19 protein-coding genes and 1 pseudogene (1 of these 20 only partly in view) are annotated in these 20,244 nt (G+C 59.1%); 12 read left to right on the forward strand and 8 right to left on the reverse strand.

The genetic code is table 11. The features are described from left to right. The 5 genes from RBH71_RS24895 to RBH71_RS24915 form a co-directional block, all read left to right on the forward strand. On the forward strand, window positions 1-689 hold the 3' portion of the coding sequence (locus RBH71_RS24895) for a phosphoribosylaminoimidazolesuccinocarboxamide synthase (protein ID WP_003516858.1). Its footprint begins 262 nt before the window's first position; the window shows 689 of its 951 coding nt (coding positions 263-951); its start codon lies off the left edge, out of view; the stop codon is at window positions 687-689. A 2-nt stretch (window positions 690-691) separates the two neighbouring features. Beyond that, entirely contained in the window at window positions 692-1,351 is a 660-nt protein-coding gene (locus tag RBH71_RS24900) for a TetR family transcriptional regulator (RefSeq protein ID WP_003516857.1), read from the forward strand. Window positions 1,352-1,549: 198 nt separating this feature from the next. Beyond that, entirely contained in the window at window positions 1,550-2,752 is a 1,203-nt protein-coding gene (locus tag RBH71_RS24905) for an efflux RND transporter periplasmic adaptor subunit (RefSeq protein ID WP_003516855.1), read from the forward strand. Between the two features lie 53 nt (window positions 2,753-2,805). Then, complete coding sequence (locus RBH71_RS24910; RefSeq protein WP_323687540.1) at window positions 2,806-5,895, forward strand: efflux RND transporter permease subunit; 3,090 nt, start codon at window positions 2,806-2,808, stop codon at window positions 5,893-5,895. 149 nt (window positions 5,896-6,044) lie between these two features. After that, window positions 6,045-7,487, forward strand: coding sequence for an efflux transporter outer membrane subunit (locus RBH71_RS24915; RefSeq protein ID WP_003516851.1), 1,443 nt, complete (start codon window positions 6,045-6,047; stop codon window positions 7,485-7,487). A 112-nt stretch (window positions 7,488-7,599) separates the two neighbouring features. Here RBH71_RS24915 and efp read toward each other — a convergent pair whose 3' ends face one another. Continuing rightward, the gene (gene efp, locus RBH71_RS24920) at window positions 7,600-8,169 is read right to left on the reverse strand and encodes an elongation factor P (protein WP_003516849.1); all 570 of its coding nucleotides are present in this window, start codon (window positions 8,167-8,169) and stop codon (window positions 7,600-7,602) included. Between the two features lie 250 nt (window positions 8,170-8,419). On the opposite strand from efp, the gene epmA reads away from it, so the two are divergent. From epmA to RBH71_RS24935, 3 genes and pseudogenes are all read left to right on the forward strand, one after another. Next, window positions 8,420-9,484 carry an EF-P lysine aminoacylase EpmA gene (gene epmA / locus RBH71_RS24925; protein WP_003516847.1) on the forward strand — a complete coding sequence of 355 codons (1,065 nt, stop codon included), beginning with the start codon at window positions 8,420-8,422 and terminating at the stop codon, window positions 9,482-9,484. Beyond that, window positions 9,481-10,544 (forward strand): annotated as a pseudogene (locus RBH71_RS24930) (lysine-2,3-aminomutase-like protein). The gene epmA and the pseudogene RBH71_RS24930 overlap by 4 nt, the downstream one beginning before the upstream one ends. Before the next feature lie 377 nt (window positions 10,545-10,921). Further along, window positions 10,922-11,110: a hypothetical protein gene (locus RBH71_RS24935; protein WP_003516843.1), complete on the forward strand. Its 189-nt coding sequence runs from the start codon at window positions 10,922-10,924 to the stop codon at window positions 11,108-11,110. Window positions 11,111-11,419: 309 nt separating this feature from the next. Here RBH71_RS24935 and RBH71_RS24940 read toward each other — a convergent pair whose 3' ends face one another. Further along, window positions 11,420-11,656 (reverse strand): Lrp/AsnC ligand binding domain-containing protein, encoded by a 237-nt coding sequence (locus RBH71_RS24940; RefSeq protein WP_003516842.1) that lies wholly within the window; start codon window positions 11,654-11,656, stop codon window positions 11,420-11,422. A gap of 116 nt (window positions 11,657-11,772) precedes the next feature. Further along, on the reverse strand, window positions 11,773-12,684 hold the full coding sequence (locus RBH71_RS24945) for a LysR family transcriptional regulator (protein ID WP_003516840.1): 912 nt from the start codon (window positions 12,682-12,684) through the stop codon (window positions 11,773-11,775). A 130-nt stretch (window positions 12,685-12,814) separates the two neighbouring features. Here RBH71_RS24945 and RBH71_RS24950 point away from each other — a divergent pair, with 130 nt between their 5' ends. The 4 genes from RBH71_RS24950 to modC all read left to right on the forward strand — a co-directional run bounded on the left by RBH71_RS24950 (window position 12,815) and on the right by modC (window position 16,858). Next, window positions 12,815-14,098, forward strand: coding sequence for an NAD(P)/FAD-dependent oxidoreductase (locus RBH71_RS24950; RefSeq protein ID WP_003516838.1), 1,284 nt, complete (start codon window positions 12,815-12,817; stop codon window positions 14,096-14,098). A gap of 131 nt (window positions 14,099-14,229) precedes the next feature. Further along, a complete protein-coding gene (modA, locus tag RBH71_RS24955; RefSeq protein WP_003516836.1) occupies window positions 14,230-15,021 on the forward strand; it encodes a molybdate ABC transporter substrate-binding protein in 792 nt (263 codons plus the stop codon). A 56-nt stretch (window positions 15,022-15,077) separates the two neighbouring features. Continuing rightward, a complete protein-coding gene (modB, locus tag RBH71_RS24960; protein ID WP_003516834.1) occupies window positions 15,078-15,785 on the forward strand; it encodes a molybdate ABC transporter permease subunit in 708 nt (235 codons plus the stop codon). Beyond that, window positions 15,782-16,858, forward strand: a complete 1,077-nt coding sequence (modC, locus tag RBH71_RS24965) for a molybdenum ABC transporter ATP-binding protein (protein WP_111800707.1) — start codon at window positions 15,782-15,784, stop codon at window positions 16,856-16,858. Before modB ends, modC begins: the two co-directional genes overlap by 4 nt. On the opposite strand, the gene RBH71_RS24970 is transcribed toward modC, so the two are convergent. The 5 genes from RBH71_RS24970 to thiO all read right to left on the reverse strand — a co-directional run bounded on the left by RBH71_RS24970 (window position 16,827) and on the right by thiO (window position 20,243). Then, window positions 16,827-17,225 carry a winged helix-turn-helix domain-containing protein gene (locus RBH71_RS24970; RefSeq protein ID WP_003516830.1) on the reverse strand — a complete coding sequence of 133 codons (399 nt, stop codon included), beginning with the start codon at window positions 17,223-17,225 and terminating at the stop codon, window positions 16,827-16,829. The two genes, modC and RBH71_RS24970, sit on opposite strands and share 32 nt — an antisense overlap. A 3-nt stretch (window positions 17,226-17,228) precedes the next feature. Next, complete coding sequence (locus RBH71_RS24975; RefSeq protein ID WP_003516827.1) at window positions 17,229-18,233, reverse strand: P1 family peptidase; 1,005 nt, start codon at window positions 18,231-18,233, stop codon at window positions 17,229-17,231. Window positions 18,234-18,294: 61 nt separating this feature from the next. Beyond that, on the reverse strand, window positions 18,295-19,068 hold the full coding sequence (locus RBH71_RS24980) for a thiazole synthase (RefSeq protein ID WP_003516825.1): 774 nt from the start codon (window positions 19,066-19,068) through the stop codon (window positions 18,295-18,297). Between the two features lie 4 nt (window positions 19,069-19,072). Then, on the reverse strand, window positions 19,073-19,270 hold the full coding sequence (gene thiS / locus RBH71_RS24985; protein ID WP_003516823.1) for a sulfur carrier protein ThiS: 198 nt from the start codon (window positions 19,268-19,270) through the stop codon (window positions 19,073-19,075). Next, entirely contained in the window at window positions 19,239-20,243 is a 1,005-nt protein-coding gene (thiO, locus tag RBH71_RS24990; protein WP_003516821.1) for a glycine oxidase ThiO, read from the reverse strand. Before thiO ends, thiS begins: the two co-directional genes overlap by 32 nt. Between the last annotated feature and the right edge of the window lies 1 nt (window position 20,244).

Consider the following 20,244-nt stretch of genomic DNA (forward strand, 5'->3'; position numbering starts at 1 on the left):
GGCTTGAAATATTGCCGGTCGAAGTGGTGGTTCGCGGTTATCTGGCCGGCACCACCGGCACATCGATCCTGACCCTTTATAAGAAGGGCCAGAGACAGATGTACGGCATGAGCCTGCCGGACGGGATGAAGGACAACCAGATCTTGCCCGAGCCGGTGATCACGCCGACGAGCAAGGCCTTCGATGGTGGTCACGACGAGCCGTTGACGCCGGCCGAGATCGTGGAGAAGAAACTTCTGACGCAGGAGCAATGGGACACGCTTTCCCGTTACGCGCTCGCACTGTTCAAGCGCGGACAGGAGATTGCCGCAAAGCAGGGCCTCATCCTCGTCGATACGAAATACGAATTCGGCACCGATGAAAACGGCACGATCATTCTGGCCGACGAAATCCACACGCCTGACAGCAGCCGCTACTGGATGGCTGAAACCTATGAAGAGAGCTTCCGCAACGGCGCACGGCCGGCAAGCTTCGACAAGGATTTCGTGAGAGCCTGGGTTGCCGAACGCTGCGATCCCTATAAGGACGACGTTCCGGAAATTCCGCAGGAACTCGTATTGCAGACGTCAAGGGTATATATTGATGCATACGAACGCATCACCGGACAAAGCTTCGTTCCCGACGATAGCGGTGAGACGCCGCTGGCAAGAGTACGCCGGAACCTGGAGCAATTTTTCCCCGGAGTCTGACCTTGAGCAAAACGATCGAACAGGCGAGAAAGGGTGACAGGAAGAACGACGTTCCTGTCAAGCGCCGGCCTCGCCGTTCCGCCGAAGAGACGCGGCGGGACATTCTTGCCAAAGCCGAAGAACTTTTTCGCGAGCGCGGGTTCAATGCAGTGGCGATTGCCGATATCGCCGCAGCACTCGGCATGTCGCCCGCGAACGTCTTCAAGAACTTCAATTCGAAGAATGCGCTCGTCGATGCCATCGGGTTTGAGCAGATCGGTGCATTTGAGCGGGAAATCCACCCGCTCGATAAAAGTCATGCACCAGTTTCAAGGCTGCGCCATCTCGCCCGCACCCTGATGGAACAACACCATCAGAACCTCAACGAAAATCCCTATATATTCGAAATGATCTTGATGACGGCCAAGCAGGACATGAAGTGCGGTGACTATTACAAATCCGTCATAGCAAACCTGATGGCCGACATTATTCGCGATGGCGTGGATAAGGGAATTTACGCCCCCGCCGACATCCCGCCTCTGGCGGAAACCGTTCTCCACGCACTCGCTAGCGTCATCCATCCCGTCCTAATCGCACGGGAAGATATCGGCAATTTAGCAACACGTTGCGATCAACTGGTTGATTTAATCGAGGCAGGATTGCGCAATCCGCTTGCTAAGTGACGATTCTCAACTTACGTCACCTTCTCGCAATTGCTTGCGAAGCGTGAAAGCCTGCGCTTCTATGCGAATGGCGGTCCGAGCAGATTGAACGAAGAAGGTCCCCATAGGGCCTTCACCCATCGTCCCTGCACCCGGACCAGCATCCGCCGAGCGACACTGCGCTTATAGTTGAATGCGACCGATACGCAGGGAAGAACAATGAGCCGACGTATTTTACCCCTATTTGCTTCTCTGTGCATGACCGCAGTTCTCGCGGGATGCAGCGATGGCGGCGAAAGCAGCCAGACCGCCGGCCAGGGCGCCGCGCGTCCCCCGTCTCCGGTCAGCATCATTGTGATGAAGACGAGCGAATATCCCCTGACCACCGTTCTTCCCGGCCGCGCAAGCGCGTTCCAGACGGCTGAAATCCGCCCGCGCGTCACTGGCATCATCCGCGACATTCCCTTCAAGGAAGGCAGCGAGGTCAAGCAGGGTGACATTCTCTACCAGATTGAAGACAACACCTATCTGGCAGAAGTGGCACAGGCCAAGGCAAGCGTGGCGAAAGCCGAAGCAAGCGTTCCGAGCGCCCAGGCGAACCTTGCCCGCTACGAGCGGCTGGTCAACAGCGGCGCAACGCAGATCGAATATGAAAACGCCAAGGTGACGCTGCTTCAGGCCGAAGCCGACGTGGCCCAGACCAAGGCTGCGCTGGAAACGGCTGAGATCAATCTCGATCTCACCAAGGTCCGCGCGCCTTTCGACGGCATCACCAGCGCAACCGCTTTCAGCATCGGCAACGTGGTGACGGCAAACCAGACGACGGCTTTGACGACGCTGCGCCGCATCGATCCGATCTACATCGATCTGATGGAATCCAGCATCAATCTTCTGCGTCTGAAAAAGGCGATCTCGTCGGGCCAGCTCGGCGGCGATACCAAGGAAACCGGCATTCACCTGACGCTGGAAGACGGCACCGAATACAAGCATGACGGCAAGATCGACATGTCGGACATGGCGGTGAGCGAAACCACGGGCACCTTCTCCATCCGTGCTCTCTTCGATAACCCGGACGATCTTCTGCTTCCCGGCACCTATGTTCGCGCAACGCTGACCATCGGTAAGGAAACGGGTTTCCGCATCCCGCAGCGCGCAGCGAGCCGGAACGCCAATGGCGAACTGACCGCAAAATTTGTTACCGCGGAAAACAAGGTGGAAACGCGCACCTTCCCGTCCAGCCAGCAGTCGGGCAATGCCTGGCTGGTGACGGAAAACGTCAAGGATGGCGACAAACTCATCGTTGACGGCTTCCAGTGGATTGCCGACGGCGCGACGGTCGCGCCCGTGGAAGTGACCATCGACGATCGCGGTATCGTCGTTCTGCCGCAGCAAGCTCCGCCTGCCGCCGCCCCCTCGAAATAAACATGAGCACGAAACCCTCGGTCGAAGCTCGTAAAAGGTAAGGCAGGACTGCCATGGCCCATTTCTTTATCAGGCGCCCCGTTTTTGCATGGGTTATCGCCATCGTCATCATGCTGGGCGGCGCTCTGGCAATTGTGACGCTCTCCATCTCGCAATATCCCGATATTGCCCCGACGACGGTCCGCGTCAGCGCAACCTATAATGGCGCTAGCGCGGAGACGGTCGAAAAATCGGTGACGACCATCATTGAGGACGGCATGACCGGCCTCGACGACCTCACCTATATGACCTCGTCTTCCTCGACCGGCAGCGCCGAAGTGACACTGACCTTCGGCAACAGCATCCTGCCTGACATCGCGCAGGTTCAGGTGCAGAACAAGCTGCAGCTCGTGCAGTCGCAATTGCCCGACACCGTGCAGCAGCGCGGTATTCAGGTCAGCCGCTCCACATCGAGCATTCTGATGGTGGGTGCGCTGATCTCGACGGACGGCAAGCGCAATTCGGCCGATCTCGGCGACGTGTTCTCCTCGCGCGTTGAAGATCAGATCAAGCGCCTTGAAGGCGTGGGCAGCATCAACGTCTTCGGTTCCGAATATGCGATGCGCATCTGGCTCGACCCGTTCAAGCTCAACAAATACCAGCTGACCACGGCTGACGTCACCGGCGCCATCGAAAGCCAGAACACCCAGGTTTCGGTCGGCTCCCTCGGTGCCGTTCCCGCCGTCCAGGGCCAACAGCTCAATGTGACGGTGACGGCGCAGAGCCAGCTCACCACCGTCGCCGATTTCGAATCGGTCATCTTGAAGGTTGAGAAGGACGGCGCAACCGTTCGCCTGAGCGACGTGGCCCGCATCGAAATCGGCCAGGAAACCTATGGCGGTGATTCCCGCTCCAACGGCCGTCCTTCCGCCGGTTTCGCGGTCAACCTCGCCACGGGCGCCAACGCGCTCGACACTGCAGCACGTGTCAAGTCCGCACTTACCGCCGTTGAGGGCTCGCTGCCTGCAGGCGTCTCGATCGAATATCCCTACGACACGACACCCTTCGTGAAGCTGTCGATCGAGAAAGTGGTGCATACGCTGATCGAGGCAATCATTCTCGTCTTCGTCGTGCTGCTGGTCTTCCTGCAAAACCTGCGCGCCACCTTCATTCCGATGATCGCCGTGCCCGTCGTGCTCCTCGGCACGTTCGGCATCCTCGCAGTCACCGGATATTCTATCAACACGCTGACCATGTTCGCCATGGTTCTGGCGATCGGCCTTCTCGTGGATGATGCCATCGTCGTTGTTGAAAACGTCGAGCGCATCATGTCGGAAGAGGGCCTGTCGCCGGTCGAGGCGACGGAAAAATCGATGGGCGAGATAACCGGCGCCATCATCGGCATCGCGCTCGTCCTGACCGCCGTGTTTATTCCCATGGCCTTCTTTGGCGGATCGACTGGTATCATCTATCGCCAGTTCTCGATCACGATCGTTTCGGCCATGCTGCTTTCGGCGGTGGTCGCCATCGTTCTGACGCCGGCGCTGTGCGCAACAATGCTGAAGCCCATCGACCATACCAAAAAGCAGCGTGGACCGGGTGCCTGGTTCAACCGCGGCTTCGGCAAGACGACGGACGGCTATGTTTCGTCGATCGGCTATCTGCTGAAACGGCCCCTGCGCGTGACGATTCTTTTCCTGATCGTCGTCGGCGGCTGCGCCTGGTTCTTCACCAAACTGCCAAGCTCCTTCCTCCCACAGGAAGATCAGGGCGTGCTGCTGACGATCATCCAGACACCGACCGGTTCGAACATCGAACGCACCAACGAGGTGGTAAAACAGGTCGAAAGCTACTTCCGTGAAAAAGAAGCAGCCAATGTGGAATCGGTTTTCGGCGTGCTTGGATTCAGCTTCAGCGGTTCGGGTCAGAACAACGCGATCGTCTTCACCAAGCTCAAGGACTTTTCCGAGCGAACCGCACCCGATCAACACGCCGCCGCCATTGTGCAGCGGGCGATGGGTACGTTCTTCGGCTTCCGCGATGCACAGGTATTCCCGCCTTTGCCGCCGGCAATTCAGGGCATGGGCACGTCGAGCGGTTTCTCCATGTATCTCGTGGATAGCGGCCGCAACGGCACCGATGCTCTGACCGCAACCTCCAAGGACCTGATTGCGCTTGCAACAAGCAATCCAAAGATCAGCTCTCTGCGAAGCGACAGCCAGGACAACGAAACGCAGATGAAGATCATTCTCGATCAGGAAAAGATGGGGGCCATGGGCGTCGATCTTTCCTCCGTGAACCTGATGCTGTCGACGATCTTTGCCGGCCGGGATGTCAACGACTTCACCCTGAACGGTGAGCTCAAGCCGGTCTATGTTCAGGGCGATGCACCCTATCGCATGCAGCCGGACGACCTGAAGTTCTGGTATGCCCGCAACACCAGCGGCGAAATGGTACCTTTCTCCTCTTTCAGCGAGGTGAAGTGGATCAACGCGCCGCCGTCACTGGCACGCTACAACGGTACGGGCGCGATCTCGCTTGAAGGCACCGCCGGCGCAGGCGTTGCTTCCGGCGAAGCCATGGACGAGATGGAACGTCTGACGGCAAGCATGCCAGGCGGTTACACCGTGGCATGGCAGGGCATCTCCTATCAGGAACGCCTTTCCGGCTCGCAGGCGCCCATGCTGTACGCGCTGTCGGTTCTCATCGTGTTCCTTTGCCTGGCTGCCCTTTATGAAAGCTGGTCGATCCCGTTCTCGGTCATTCTGGCTGTCCCGGTGGGTGTCCTCGGCGCTTTGACTGCGGCCCATTTCTTCGGCCAGACAAACGACGTCTACTTCAAGGTGGGCCTGCTGACGACCATCGGCCTTGCCGCGAAAAACGCGATCCTGATCGTTGAATTCGCCAAGGAGAGGCAGGAGCACGGGTTAAGTCTGGTGGAGGCGGCACTGGAGGCGGCGAAGCTGCGCCTGCGTCCGATCATCATGACGTCGCTCGCCTTCATCCTCGGCGTCGTGCCTCTCGCCATCGCAACCGGAGCGGGTTCTGCCGCGCAAAATGCAATCGGTATCGGGGTGCTGGGTGGTATGCTTTCTGCAACACTGCTCGGAATTTTCTTCGTTCCGTCCTTTTTCGTCATCATTCGTCGCCTTTCAAGGCGTTAACAAAACAAAAATGGGCTGTGCCAACCGTTAATACGCTGCTAGAAATATGGCCGATTTGGCAAACGCACGTTTCTAGGGCATATCGACCGCGCAGCCCATTTGTCAGCAAGCCGCGCTTGGTAAGCCAACCAGAGAATTGGGAAAATTATATGCTGTCTATTCGCGCTACTATTCCCCTGACAATGCTACTGCTTTCGGGCTGCGTTGTCGGACCCGACCACAAGACGCCGGAAATTCAATTGCCGGGAAAGTTCGCGGAAGCCGGAAAAACCAGTAATGGCGACATCAGCAGCGTTGCATGGTGGACGGCCTTTAACGACAACCGCCTGAACGGTTATGTCTCCACTGGCCTTGCGCAGAACCTCACCGTGATGCAGGCAATCGAGCGCATCAATCAGGCGCAGGCCCAGGTGATCGTGGACGGCGCCGGCGGCCTGCCGAGCCTGACTGGCAGTGGCAGCCACACGACCAGCGAGACCAAGGGCAGCTACCGTGACGTTCCCGTCACCAACGTGTCCAACGGCAGCCTTAGCGTTTCCTGGTTCCTCGACCTTTTCGGTCGCTATCGCCGGGCAACGGAAAGCGCCGATGCTTCGCTCGACGCCGCGTACTCCACCGTCGACGTTCAGCGCCTGACGCTGATTTCCTCAGTCGCCGCGGCCTATATCGACGTGCGCTATTATCAGGAGCGCCTGGCGATTGCCCGCCAGAACCTGAGTTCACGCCGCGAAACGCTCGATCTGACGAAGCTGCAGCTCGAAGCGGGTGCGGCCTCGCGTCTCGATGTCGTCCAGTCCGAAGGTCTGGTCAATTCAACGCTGTCGCAGATACCCGGCCTCGAAACCAGCTTCCGCAAGTCAGCCCACCGCATCGCGACCCTGCTCGGCATGCCGGCCTCGTCGCTCATCGCCGAGCTGCAGAAGGGCGCACGCCAGCCTGTTGCGCGCGCAGTTCCCCGCACCGGCATCCCGGCCGACCTGATCCGCAACCGTCCGGACATCCGCGTCGCTGAACGCAATCTCGCCGCTGCGGTCGCCACGATCGGTGTAACCGAGGCACAGCTTTATCCAAGCATCGAGCTTGGTGGCGCGATCACCCCGAGCTACAATTTCCTGAGTGGCGGCGGCAGGGGAACGGCCAATAGCTGGTCCTTCGGTCCGAGCCTCACTCTCCCGATCCTCGATGGTGGCAGACTGCGCGCCAATGTCGACATCGCGAACTCGCAAGCACGCGAGCAATATCTCGTCTGGAAGGCAACCGTTCTCAACGCGGTTGAAGAAGTCGAAAACGCCCTGGCCGCCATCAATCGCGACCAGCGTACCGTCGACGCGCTGAGAAAGACTGTCTCATCCTACCAGGAAGCGCTGCAGCTCTCGACAGCCAGCTATCGTGACGGTGCTTCGTCTCTGCTCGACGTTCTGGATGCCCAGCGGTCGGTCTCCGATGCGCAGGCAAACCTTGCAACGGCGATCCAGACGACCGCGCAGGATTATGTCTCGCTCAACGTGGCTCTCGGTGGCGGTTATGCCGTTGGCCAGCCTGTCCCGAAGAAGTCCGCCGGCCCAACCGTGGCCGCTGCAAAGGGCATGTAAGAAACGCCTCAAGGCAAATGAAAAGCCCGCGTCGAGACGCGGGCTTTTTTTGTATTCCAGACACAAAAAAGCACCGGTCGCCCGGTGCTTTTTGTTTAACCTGCCGTCAGGCTCAGTTCTTGGCGCGCTCGACGTAGGAATTGTCTTCCGTCGCGATGACCACGCGGATACCGGCGTCGATGTGCGGCGGCACCATGGTGCGGATGCCGTTGGAAAGAATTGCCGGCTTGTAGGAAGAAGAAGCCGTCTGGCCCTTCACAACCGGTTCCGTTTCGACGATTTCCAGCGTGACGTGGCGCGGCAGTTCGACAGCCAGCGGATTGCCTTCGTGAATGGAAAGAACGCAGGTCATGCCTTCCTGCAGATAGGCCTTCTGGTCGCCCATCGTCTCGACATCGACAACGACCTGATCGTAGTTTGCCGGGTTCATGAAGTGGAAGCCTTCGCCATCTTCATAAAGGAACTGGAAGTTCAGGTCTTCGACGAAAGCACGCTCAACCTGTTCGGTCGTGCGCCAGCGCTCGGAAACCTTCACGCCGTCAACGATGCGGCGCATGTCAACCTGCGTGACCGGCGTGCCCTTGCCCGGGTGAAAGTTCTGCGCGGTGAGAACAACGTAGAGCTTGCCGTCCACGTCGAGAACATTGCCCTTGCGGACGGATGAGGCGATAACCTTGACCATATGACTTCCTTGTAACTCGATGAAATGCGTCGTAAAGGACTGCGCGATAGCACCGGCCCGGCAGACGTTTTGTCTTTTTTCTGGGGCGCAACTACCTTAAATCCGCGCGAATTGCCAGCCTTCTACAGCAATTCGCGGAAGAGTGCCTAGCGGTTTTCCGCCCGGAATTGCTTTAAATGATGCGATCAGGCGTTTTGCGGGCCGTTTATCCGTAACAAGGCCAGCAGGTAAGACGGAAAAGAAAAAAGAGATGGGCTCAAGCAACGAGACAATGTCGCCCTGGTGGACGCCCGACGTCCATGCCGACCGCCGCGCCTTCCTGCTCGGACGCAACGCGATCCAGTCGAAATTTCGCAGCTATTTCGCGCGCGCGGACTTTCTAGAGGTCGACACCGCCACATTGCAGATTTCTCCCGGCAACGAGGCACATCTGCATGCCTTCGCCACCCGGGGACTGACGCCAGCCGGCGACGCCGCCCCGCTTTATCTCCACACCTCGCCCGAATTCGCCTGCAAGAAATTGCTCGCGGCCGGTGAAGAACGCATTTTCTGTTTCGCCCATGTTTATCGAAACCGGGAAAGAGGCCCCCTGCACCACCCAGAATTCACGATGCTGGAATGGTATAGGGTCGGAGAAACCTACGAGATCCTGATGAAGGACAGCGCCAATCTTCTGGCGCTGGCGGCAGAAACCGCCAAAACAAACAATTTCACCTATCGTGGCCGCAGCGTCGATCCGTTCCTCGAACCGGAACGTCTGAGCGTCGCGGAAGCCTTCGATCGCTATGCGGGAATTGATCTTCTGGCGACGATTGACCGAAACGGCGAGACGGATAGCCGGCACCTTTCCGCAAGCCTAACCAATGCCGGAATTCGTGTGGCTAAGGACGACACCTGGGCGGATATGTTCAGCCGCGTTATCGTAGAGCGGGTGGAACCAGAACTGGGCTTCGGCCGCGCCACCATTCTCGATGAATACCCCACAAGCGAGGCTGCGCTTGCCCGCAAATCGCCTGGGGATGCGCGGGTGGCGGAACGGTTCGAGCTTTATGCGTGTGGCGTGGAACTTGCCAATGCCTTTGGCGAATTGACAGACGCTGCTGAGCAGAGACGGCGTTTCGAAATGGAGATGGTTGAGAAGCAGCGGGTTTACGGCGAGACCTATCCTTTGGACGAGGATTTTCTGGCGGCGCTGGCGATCATGCCGCCGGCAAGCGGCATAGCACTCGGTTTCGACCGACTGGTGATGCTGGCAACCGGCGCGCCCCGAATCGATCTGGTCATGTGGGCACCCGTCGCGGAATACGGACGATGACAAGGCTTGAAACCATCAAGACACCCGAAGCACTTGTTGAGGCGGGGTTGATCAAGACCGAGGCGCTCGAGGACGTGCGCGCGGTGACGCAGCGTTACGCGTTAGCCATCACATCGACAATGGCCGATCTGATGGACAGCCGCGATCCGCAGGACCCCATCGCGCGGCAATTCGTGCCGGACCTAGCCGAACTCGTCCACCTTCCCGAAGAACGGGACGATCCGATCGGCGACGGTGCACATAGTCCCGTCCATGGCATCGTCCACCGTTATCCGGACCGGGTGCTTTTGAAGGCGGTGCATGTCTGCCCCGTCTATTGCCGTTTCTGTTTCCGCCGCGAAATGGTCGGGCCGCAGGGCAACGGCATGATGAGCCCGGAAGAGCTGGACGCCGCATTCGACTATATAAAAGCCAACCCGGCCATCTGGGAGGTCATCCTCACCGGCGGCGATCCGCTGGTACTCTCGGCGCGGCGATTATCCGACCTGATGACGCGGCTGAAAGACGTACCGCACGTCAAGATCGTTCGCTTCCACACCCGTGTACCGGTCGTCGATCCCGAACGAATCGACGGGCCGCTGATCGAGGCATTGAAGGCCAGCGGCAAAACCACCTATGTGGCCCTGCACGCCAACCACGCACGCGAACTTGGGCAAGCAGCCAGAAGTGCTTGCGCGCGGCTGATCGATGCCGGCATCGCCATGGTCAGCCAGACCGTGCTTTTGAAGGGCATCAACGATGATTCGGCAATTCTCGCCGAACTGATGCGCGCCTTTGTCGAGAACCGTATCAAGCCTTACTACCTGCACCACCCCGACCTTGCGCCCGGCACCAGCCATTTCCGGCTGACGATAGAAGAAGGTCAGCGATCGTTTCCGCCTTGCGCGGGCATGTCTCCGGTCTTTGCCAGCCGACCTACGTCCTCGACATTCCGGGCGGTCACGGCAAGGCCACGATCGGCCCGAATGCGGCCGAAAAAACCCGCGAAGGCTGCTACTCCGTCTCGGACTTCAACGGAAACGATCATATTTACCCGCCGCCGTCATCCGGCGACGATTAAAAAAGCATAAAAAGCCCGCCGTGCCGGGCTTTTCAAAGCGGCGTCGAACGAAAACAAAAATTTCACATTTCCGCCCCCCTCCTGTCATCATAAAGAAAAATATTCTACCTATAACAATCAGCATTGATTTTAATGGTGGTCTGGATTATCAGTGTGGAACTGGAGAGCGAGTCTCCTGATTCCGGATCAACACCAATACAGGGAGTGTGTCATGTCAAAATATATTCGCATCAACGCAATCCTTGGTCTTGAGTCCTGGAATGCTGGATTTAAATCCACGTGTTCCCGCTGCTGTCGAATGTGACCTGACGGTCTCAATTTTCTGAAAATCAGTTCGACAACATGCTGTGTTAATGAGCCACAGCGGGAGTATACCTATGCAAAAGCAAGTTATTGAATTCGCTGGCGAACCCGTCGGCATCGTAATACCGGACAACGACCGGCTGAAGTTCATCGCGGTGAAGTTCCACGTCCATGACCTGGACGAACAGAAGTTCGACAGCGCCGACGATGTGCGGATTGCAATTCGCAATCTCGTGCGCAGCCGGAACCTGGCCGCGGCCTGATGCGGGAAACCCATCACCCGCTCACGGACCTTTCAAAACCAAAGCGCGCCCAATATCGGATCCAGAATACCGGGTCGATGGCGCGCTTTTCTATTGCCTGACAATTCGTCCACTGGTCTGTCATAAACCACGACGGGGTGTATCAATACGCCCTGCACTAAGGTGAAATAGCTTTTTCAAATCCGGATTGGAGTGCAAAAGCCACGCGCTCCTAGAGCTCCCACCTCTCCTGGTTTCTGTGCTTGTCACAGGAATCCAGCCAGCCCAGATCCCAGGGCTGAAAAGACTCTCTCGCCGCCCAGACGCGCGTCAGAACGCGGTAAAGGTCAGCGTCGTCAACGAGCGGACGATGCCTGGAATATTGACGATGTTCTGGTTGATGAACTTGCCGATATCCTCTTCCTGCGGAAGATAGATCTTCAGCATCAGATCATATTCGCCGCTGGTGGAATAAAGCTCGGAAACCAGCTCCGTTTTATAGATGGCATCGGCGACATCATAGGTCTTGCCGGGCTCGCATTGAAGCTGGACAAAAATGGGCTTCACGGACATCTCCCGTATTGGAACTTGTGGTGCGTGGCTCTTCGCCATGCGTCATGGCGCACTATTGGCTTAGCCGCGCCGGTCTTGCAAGACCGCCTGCCGGTTTAGGCAGAAAAGTCTCATCCGCTGCTACCAGCCCCGATCGCGGCCTGAGAAACGATCCAGCTTCGAAAACTTTCGAGCGGAGCGTAACCGGCGCGATCGGGCATGCAGGCGAGATAATAGGCCTCTTCGCTCTCCACCTCGCCGGTAACCGCCGCGACAAGCCGGCCGCTTCGCAACTCCTCCCCGATCATGAAGGACGGAATGAGCGATGCCCCGACCCCGGCGCTCGCCGCCTCGGCAATCGTCGTGAACTGATCGAAAAGCATGCCATGCACATTGTCGAAAACCACATCATGGCTGCGAAACCATTGTTCCCAGGCATCCGGCCGGGTCGTCATGTGCAGCAGCGGCACATGCAGCAGATCGCCCGGCTGTGAAAGCCCGTAGCGCTCCCTGAAAGCGGGACTGCACACCGGAATGACTGTTTCATGCATCAGAAAAACGAGTTCGGTACCCGGCCAATGCGGCAAACCAAAATGAATCGCTGCATCGACTGTATCGGTGCGGAAATCGAACAGCGACGAACGCGTAAGAAGATTGACCGAAACGCCCGGATGTCGGGCAATGAAATCGGGAAGACGCGGCACCAGCCAGCGCGTACCAAAGCTTGGCAAAACACTGAGATTGAGCGTGCCGCCATCCGGATTGGCGCGCAGATTGAGCGACGCGGTCGATATTCGCCGCAGGGCCTCCCGGATTTCCCGCGCATAACCCTCCCCGGCCCGGGTGAGCCGGATTGTCTGCCGCTCGCGCAGAAACAGCGCCACGCCAAGTTGCTCCTCAAGCGCGAGGATCTGCCGGCTGACCGCGCCTTGAGTAAGCCCGAGTTCTCTCGCAGCCGCGGTCACGCTGCCGGTGCGCGAGGCGGCTTCAAAGGCCGCAAGAAGTGAAAGCGACGGTAAGAAGCGCCGAGGCGGCAGAACCATATTCCCTCACGGAATGAACTCTTGACGATATGTCGATATTCAACAGGTGAGGCCGCTTGTAAAGTCTCATAAACAAGGGCTTGTCACTCATACGGAAAACAAATGAACTCGCCCGGAAAATGGTGGAACGATGTATAATGATCCCCGCTCGCACGGCCTCTGGGAAAAGACCGCGCCGCAGCCGCCCGCAACGCCTGCTCTGCAAGGCGAGGCGGTTGCCGATGTGGTGATTGTCGGTGGCGGCTTCACCGGACAATCCGCCGCCCTTCATCTTGCTGAAAAGGGCATGGATGTCGTTCTTCTCGAAGCCAGGGAAATCGGCTTCGGCGGCGCCGGCCGCAATGTCGGTCTCATCAACGGCGGCATGTGGGTCATGCCGAGGGAGTTGCCCGGCGTGCTGGGCGAAACCTACGGGGAACGGCTTCTCAGCCTTCTGGGTGATGCGCCGTTGCTGGTGCGCGAATTGGTGGAAAAACACGCGATTCCCTGCGAGATCGAAAAGAATGGCACATTGCATTGCGCCGTCGGTGAAAAAGGGCTCGCCGAAATTCGCGAGCGCTGCGAACAATGGGCAGCCAGGGGCGCTCCCGTCCGCCTTCTCGATGCCAATGACACGGCAAGACACACCGGCAGCACCGCCTATTCCGGCGCACTTTTCGATACGCGCGCCGGCACGCTTCAGCCGCTTGCCTATGTTCGTGGTCTGGCTGCCACCGCGCAAAAGGCAGGAGCACGGCTGCACACCGCCAGCCCCGTCGTGTCGACCGAACGCAGCGGCGGAAAATGGGTGGTAAAAACACTGCAGGGATCGGTGACCGCCAACTGGATCGTCGTCGCCACCGAAGCCTACAGCACCGGGCCGTGGCAGATCGTCCGCGACGAACAGACCTACCTGCCCTACTTCAACTTCGCGACCAGACCGCTTAGCGACAATCTGCAAAAGAGTATCCTGCCGAACCGAGAAGGTTGCTGGGATACAAAGGAAATCCTCTCCTCGTTCCGCATGGACAAAGCGGGTCGGCTGGTCTTCGGCAGCGTCGGCGCCTTGCGCAGCACGGGTGCCGCCATTCACCGGGCATGGGCCAAACGATCGCTGAAGCGGCTTTTCCCGCAACTGGGAGAGACGGAATTCGAATGCGAATGGTACGGCCAGATCGGCATGACGGACAATGCCGTGCCGCGTTTCCATAAATTCGCGGAAAATGTCGTCGGTTTTTCCGGTTATAATGGCCGCGGCATCGCACCCGGTACTGCCTTCGGCAAGGTGATTGCGCAACATATTCTCGGTGATATCGCCGAAAACGACCTGCCTCTTCCCGTGACCGAACCAAAAGCGCAGGCCTTCCGGGCAGTGAAGGAAGCCTATTACGAGGCGGGCGCACAGATCGCTCATTTCGCCGGTGAACGCTTCTGATCAACCAGGCCGAAAGCCGCCGGTCGTGGCGGCTTTTTTAAACGGCATCGATATATTCTTGAAAATATAATGATTGCCCTATAGGCCTATCGATATATTCATCAGGATATCTCGAACCGGGGGAACACACCATGAGACTCTTACGCCGCACCTTCTTCAAAACCATCGCCGCAGCAACATCCTTCTGGGTGGCGGCATCCTTTGCGGTGGTTCCCGCCCATGCCGCCGAAAAAGTCACGGTGTTTGCTGCCGCGAGCATGAAAAACGCACTTGATGCGATCAATGCCGAATGGGCGAAGGAAAGCGGCAATGAAGCGACCGTGTCCTATGCCGCAAGCTCCGCACTCGCCAAACAGATCGAGCAGGGTGCACCGGCGGATATCTTCATTTCCGCCGACCTCGCCTGGATGGATTATGTTGCCGAAAAGAAGCTGATCGACGTCGAAAGCCGCTCCAGTCTTCTTGGCAACCGCATCGTTCTCGTCGCCCCGGCCGACAAGGCCAAGCCGGTCGATATCAAAAAGGACTTCGATCTCGCCGGACTGGTGGGCGATGGCCGACTGGCCATGGGCGCGGTCGATTCCGTTCCGGCGGGTAAATACGGCAAGGCTGCGCTGGAAAAGCTCGGCGTCTGGTCATCCGTGGAAAAGAAAGTCGCCGGCGCGGAAAGCGTGCGCGCAGCGCTGCTGCTCGTGTCGCGCGGCGAAGCGCCCTATGGCATCGTCTACCAGACCGATGCGGCCGCTGATCCGGGCGTGAAGATCGTCGGCACCTTCCCGGAAGACAGCCATCCGCCGATCATCTACCCCGTCGCCATTCTCTCGGAAGCAAAATCTCCGGCGGCAAAATCCTATCTCGATTTCCTGAAGTCCGCCAAGGCTACGCTCTTCTTCGAAAAGCAAGGCTTTACCGTTTTGAAATAAAATGCGTTTCGCGGTCCCATCCCGTATGGGACCGCGAGAGATGACGATTGTAGGATATGGCTTTGCATTGGTGGACACTCAGCCCTGAAGAATGGACGGCGATCAGGCTCAGCCTGTGGGTGTCCTCCATCGCCATGTTCGCCAGCCTGCCCTTCGGCATTGCGGTTGCCGTCGCGCTGGCGCGCGGGCGCTTCTGGGGCAAGTCGCTGCTCAACGGCATCGTCCACCTGCCGCTCATTCTGCCGCCCGTCGTCACCGGCTTTCTGCTGCTCGTCCTCTTCGGCCGCAGAGGCGCCATCGGCCAGTTTCTTGACAGCTGGTTCGGCATCGTCTTTTCCTTTCGCTGGACGGGGGCGGCGCTCGCATGCGCCGTCATGGCGTTTCCGCTGATGGTGCGCTCCATCCGCCTCTCCATCGAAGCGGTGGACAGCAAGCTGGAAGAGGCGGCCGGAACCCTGGGTGCAAGCCCCCTATGGGTGTTCCTCACCGTCACGCTTCCCCTGATCCTGCCCGGCATCATCGCGGGCATGATCCTCGCTTTCGCCAAGGCCATGGGCGAATTCGGCGCGACCATCACCTTCGTTTCCAATATTCCCGGCGAAACCCAGACGCTGTCCGCTGCCATCTACACTTTCACGCAGGTTCCGGGCGGCGATGCAGGCGCATTGCGGCTGACCATCGTTTCCGTCGTGATTTCCATGTTGGCCTTGCTCGTCTCGGAGTTTCTGGCCCGCATCATCGGCAAACGGGTGAGCATGGAATGACGCTTTCTGTCTCCACCCGCCACCGCCTCGGCTCCTTCGAACTCAACGCGTCATTCACCTCTGATGGCGGCGTTACAGCGCTTTTCGGACGCTCTGGCTCCGGTAAGACGTCGATGATCCGCATCATCGCAGGTCTGCTGCGGCCAGATAGTGGTCAGGTATCGCTCGATGGCGAAGTGCTGGCCGATAGCGGAAAGCGCCTGTTCCTGCCGGCGCACAGGCGCCATTTTGGTTATGTTTTTCAGGAAGCGCGGCTGTTTCCTCATCTCAGCGTTGCCCAGAACCTGAACTACGGCAAATGGTTCGCTACGGAAAAATCTGAGCGGGCGAATGAAAACCGCATTATCGATATGCTTGGCATCGGCCATCTTCTCCAGCGTCGTCCGAACAAGCTTTCCGGCGGTGAAAAACAGCGGGTCGCCATCGGCCGCGCACTCCTGTCATCGCCCAGACTACTGTTGATGGACGAACCTCTCGCCTCACTGGACGAGGAACGAAAGGCCGAGATCATCCCTTATCTGGAACGGCTGCGCGACGAGACGAAAATCCCGATCGTCTATGTCAGCCACTCCATCCAGGAAGTCGCCCGCCTTGCCGACCGCATAGTTGTTATGAAGGACGGCAAGGTGGAGGTACAGGGAAAAGCGGCCGACGTGCTGTCACGGTCGGATTTTAGCGCACATCTTGAGCGACGAGAAGCGGGCAGCATCCTTTCGGGACACATCGAAAGCTTCGATGAAAGGCACGGGCTTGCTGCCGTAAGGCTCTGCTCGTCGCTCCTGCAGGTTCCAGCAAAAAGAGGAACACCCCGCACCCCGGCACGCGTGCTGATACCGGCGCGTGACGTCATGCTTGCCACGGCAAAACCCGAAGGCCTGAGCGCACTTAACATCCTCGAAGGCCATATTGCCGGCATCTCGACCAGCGAAGATGGCATGGTAACCGTTCAGGTGGATTGCGGCGGCGATATTATCCAGTCGCGTATCACCGATCTGTCGCGCGAACGTCTCCAGCTGGAACCCGGGAAACCGGTACATGCGATCATAAAGTCGGCGGCTCTCGATCCGTATTAGTGATGGCGGCATCAGGATTGCGGTTGGCCTCAAGCCAGTCGATATCCTTGCGCAGGGCCTCATCCATCCGCTTTTCCATGCTGCGATAACGTTCAAGCAATTCGGCACCGAATGCGGTCAGCGCAGCCCCACCACCCTGCTTGCCGCCCCGCTGGGACTCGATCACCGGCTGCCTGAACATATGGTTCAGCGCATCCGCAAGCAGCCATGCACGGCGATAGGACATGTCCATCGCTCGCCCGGCGGCCGAGATCGAACCGGTCTCGACAATCAGCTCCATCAACTCGATCTTACCATGGCCGAGACGATCTCCGGGCGGAAAATCGATGCGGAGAACGGGCTTCAGTGGCTGATGTATATTGCTCATCGGCTAGAAACCCCGGCCATGAAGATCGCGATAGGCTTTCTGCGCACCGAGCTGCGGCAGAGCCGTCGCCTCGTAAACACCGCGCGCCACTGCGCGCGCCATAACGATGGTAGCGAGATGGCAGAGTTCCGCGAAATGAGCGCCGCCCTCAAGCGGCTTCTCACCGGTCGCAGCCGAAAACATGGTGTCGCCGTCGCTCGGCAGATGGGCGGGCAGCACGGCGCGCGCCAGCCCGTCATGCGCCATGATGGAAAGGCGGTGCGCCTGCGCTTTGGTAAGGACGGCATCGGTGACCACGGCGCCGATGGTCGTCGCGGTGAGGTTGACGCCCTTGAGACGAAGCGCGGTATGATCCGGTTCGAAACGATCAGGAAAACCGCAGTCGCCGAACTCGCCCTGCTCTTCAAAAGGCGCAGACCAGAAATGGCGGCTGCTGCCAACGGTTGCCGAGCCAAGCGCATTGACGGCGACGATGGCCGCCACCTTGTAACCGCCGGAACTGATAGCGCTTGCCGAACCAAGTCCGCCCTTGAAGGTGGCGGTGGTCGCCCCCGTTCCCGCGCCGACTGTTCCAAGCCCGAAGGGCTCCGCACGCGCCGCCCTGAAAGCCGCATAGCCCATCTCGCGATAGGGCGAATGCAGCCCCCACTCCTTGTTGCCACCATTCAGCAGATCCATGAGGATCGCCTGCGGCACAATGGGAACACGGGTGGAACCGACTTGCAGGCCACGCCCGATCTCGCGCAGACCGGCCTGAACACCACCCGCCGCATCCAGCCCGAAAGCCGAACCGCCTGAAAGTACGAAGGCATCCACGGTTTCCACCGTCATCGCCGGGTCGAGCAGGCCGGTATCACGACCACCGGGCGCCCCGCCAAGAACCGAACCGGAGGCGATTACGGGTTTTTCGAAAACGATTGCGGTGACGCCGGAGCCGAGTGCAAGATCGGTGACATTGCCGACCAAAATCCCATTGATATCCGTCAGAAGATTATTTCGTGCCGCCATGCCGTTCCCCTTTTCTCCCGGTATCCCGCCGCCACGGGGCACTGTCAACGCAAAAGGTGAATCAGGAAAATACCGCCGTGCCAATCACCGGTGTCGAGGGAATGGCCATATCTCTCGGCTCCAGCGGCCCCGCCACAAAAGCCTGATGCCCGGCCTCAATGGCGCGGGCGAAAGCTTCCGCCATGCCGACCGGGTCACCCGCCCCCGCGACCGCCGTGTTGAGCAGAACGGCATCGTAACCAAGCTCCATCACCGTCACCGCATGTGACGGCCGGCCGATACCGGCATCGACGATCAGCGGCACATCCGGAAAACGCGCCCGCATGGATTTCAGCGCCATCAGATTAAGCGGCCCCATGGCGCTGCCGATCGGCGCGCACCAGGGCATCAGCACCTTGCAACCCGCATCCAGGAGCTTTTCCGCCACGACAAGATCATCAGTCGTATACGGAAAGACTTCGAAACCATCGTCGCAGAGAATTTTCGCCGCTTCGACGAGCGCAAACACATCGGGCTGCAAGGTGTCGTGATGGCCGATGACCTCCAACTTGATCCAGTTGGTGTGAAAAACCTCACGCGCCATCTTCGCCGTTAGCACCGCTTCCTTCACGGTATGGCAGCCAGCCGTATTGGGCAGAATGTAACGATCCAGCTCGCGGATCAGCTCAAAAAACTGGCCACCCTTCTTGCCGCCTGCCGTTTCCCGACGCAGCGAAATCGTCAGAATATCCGTGTTGCTGGCCCGCACTGCATCGGCAAGTACGGCGGGAGACGGATAACGCGCCGTGCCGAGCAGGAGGCGCGACGAGACCTCACGGCCATAAAGCGTCAGCATGGCCTCAACCTCCCTGCATCGGCGAAAGGATTTCGACACGGTCGAACGCCTTCAATCGATAATCGGCGCGCTCTTCCGAATGCACCAGATCGCCATTGACCGCCGTCGCCAGCCACTCGCCTTCATAATCGAGGCTGGTGAGTAACCCGGCCAGCGTCTCGGTGGCGAGATCAAGCTCGTCGCCATTCACCAGAAGTTTCATGATCCTGTTCCTTTCCAGAGATATCTTGGCAGACGATTTCAGCCGCCTGCCGCGCCATCGCCGGCGACAGCAGGAAGCCATGCCGGTGGGCGCCGTTGATGAAGACGGTCCGGCCGTCCTGCGTAACTTTCGGCAGATTGTCGGGATAGGCGGGGCGCACGCCCGTTCCGGTCTCGATGATTTCCGCTTCGCCGAAGGCCGGATGCACGGCATAGGCGGCGTTCAGAAACTCCATCATCGAGCGCGCTGAAATGGCTCCGGCATCCTCTGTCTCGATCATCGTGGCCCCCACCATGAAGCGACCCGGCTCACGCGGCACAATGTAAAGCGGAATGCGCGGATGTAAGAGCCGGACGGCGCGCGACAGGGAAACCTCTGACGTGGCTAGATAGAGCATTTCTCCCCGCACGCCGCGAAGATTGGCAATCTCGCCCACCGCCGCAGCGCCGGTGCAATCCACCACCCGATCGAACGGCTGCTCATCCACCGGAATACCCATATGAAACCGCACGCCCAAGCCGCAAAGCCGCGTATGCAGCGATTTGAGCGCAAGGCGCGGATCGAGATGCCCCTCGCCCGCGAAATAAAGCCCGGAGCGGAACCGCCCGGCAAGGTCAGGCTCCAGAGCGGCGATTTCACCCTCATCCACCCATCGGTACCCTGCGGTTCTGGATGCGAAACGCGAAAGCTCAGCTTTGTCGCGGGCGGGCGCGACGACCAGCGTTCCGTGTCTGATGACAAGGCCGGGGGTCGCCTCATCCCACCAGTCGAGAGCCGCCTGGCCGAGCGTCAGTACCGCCTCGTCCGCACTTTCACGCTCGCACCAGGGCGCCAGCATTCCGCCCGCATAAAAGGATGCGCCGCGCGAGGCTTCAGCATTGCGCTCTGAAACCTCCACGGTTGCGCCGCGCCGCGCCAGTTCGAAGGCCGCCGTCAGACCGGCGACCCCCGTTCCCTTAACAAGAACACGCATG

Source organism: Rhizobium sp. AN68 (assembly GCF_030758035.1).
Lineage (GTDB): Bacteria > Pseudomonadota > Alphaproteobacteria > Rhizobiales > Rhizobiaceae > Agrobacterium > Agrobacterium tumefaciens.

Coding starts and splice junctions, on each gene's coding strand:
- RBH71_RS24905 (WP_003516855.1), top strand. CDS start 1,550: ATGAGCCGACGTATTTTACCCCTATTTGCTTCTCTGTGCATGACCGCA.
- RBH71_RS24910 (WP_323687540.1), top strand. CDS start 2,806: ATGGCCCATTTCTTTATCAGGCGCCCCGTTTTTGCATGGGTTATCGCC.
- RBH71_RS24915 (WP_003516851.1), top strand. CDS start 6,045: ATGCTGTCTATTCGCGCTACTATTCCCCTGACAATGCTACTGCTTTCG.
- efp (WP_003516849.1), bottom strand. CDS start 8,169: ATGGTCAAGGTTATCGCCTCATCCGTCCGCAAGGGCAATGTTCTCGAC.
- epmA (WP_003516847.1), top strand. CDS start 8,420: ATGGGCTCAAGCAACGAGACAATGTCGCCCTGGTGGACGCCCGACGTC.
- RBH71_RS24935 (WP_003516843.1), top strand. CDS start 10,922: ATGCAAAAGCAAGTTATTGAATTCGCTGGCGAACCCGTCGGCATCGTA.
- RBH71_RS24945 (WP_003516840.1), bottom strand. CDS start 12,684: ATGGTTCTGCCGCCTCGGCGCTTCTTACCGTCGCTTTCACTTCTTGCG.
- RBH71_RS24950 (WP_003516838.1), top strand. CDS start 12,815: ATGTATAATGATCCCCGCTCGCACGGCCTCTGGGAAAAGACCGCGCCG.
- modA (WP_003516836.1), top strand. CDS start 14,230: ATGAGACTCTTACGCCGCACCTTCTTCAAAACCATCGCCGCAGCAACA.
- modB (WP_003516834.1), top strand. CDS start 15,078: ATGGCTTTGCATTGGTGGACACTCAGCCCTGAAGAATGGACGGCGATC.
- modC (WP_111800707.1), top strand. CDS start 15,782: ATGACGCTTTCTGTCTCCACCCGCCACCGCCTCGGCTCCTTCGAACTC.
- RBH71_RS24970 (WP_003516830.1), bottom strand. CDS start 17,225: ATGAGCAATATACATCAGCCACTGAAGCCCGTTCTCCGCATCGATTTT.
- RBH71_RS24975 (WP_003516827.1), bottom strand. CDS start 18,233: ATGGCGGCACGAAATAATCTTCTGACGGATATCAATGGGATTTTGGTC.
- RBH71_RS24980 (WP_003516825.1), bottom strand. CDS start 19,068: ATGCTGACGCTTTATGGCCGTGAGGTCTCGTCGCGCCTCCTGCTCGGC.
- thiS (WP_003516823.1), bottom strand. CDS start 19,270: ATGAAACTTCTGGTGAATGGCGACGAGCTTGATCTCGCCACCGAGACG.
- thiO (WP_003516821.1), bottom strand. CDS start 20,243: ATGCGTGTTCTTGTTAAGGGAACGGGGGTCGCCGGTCTGACGGCGGCC.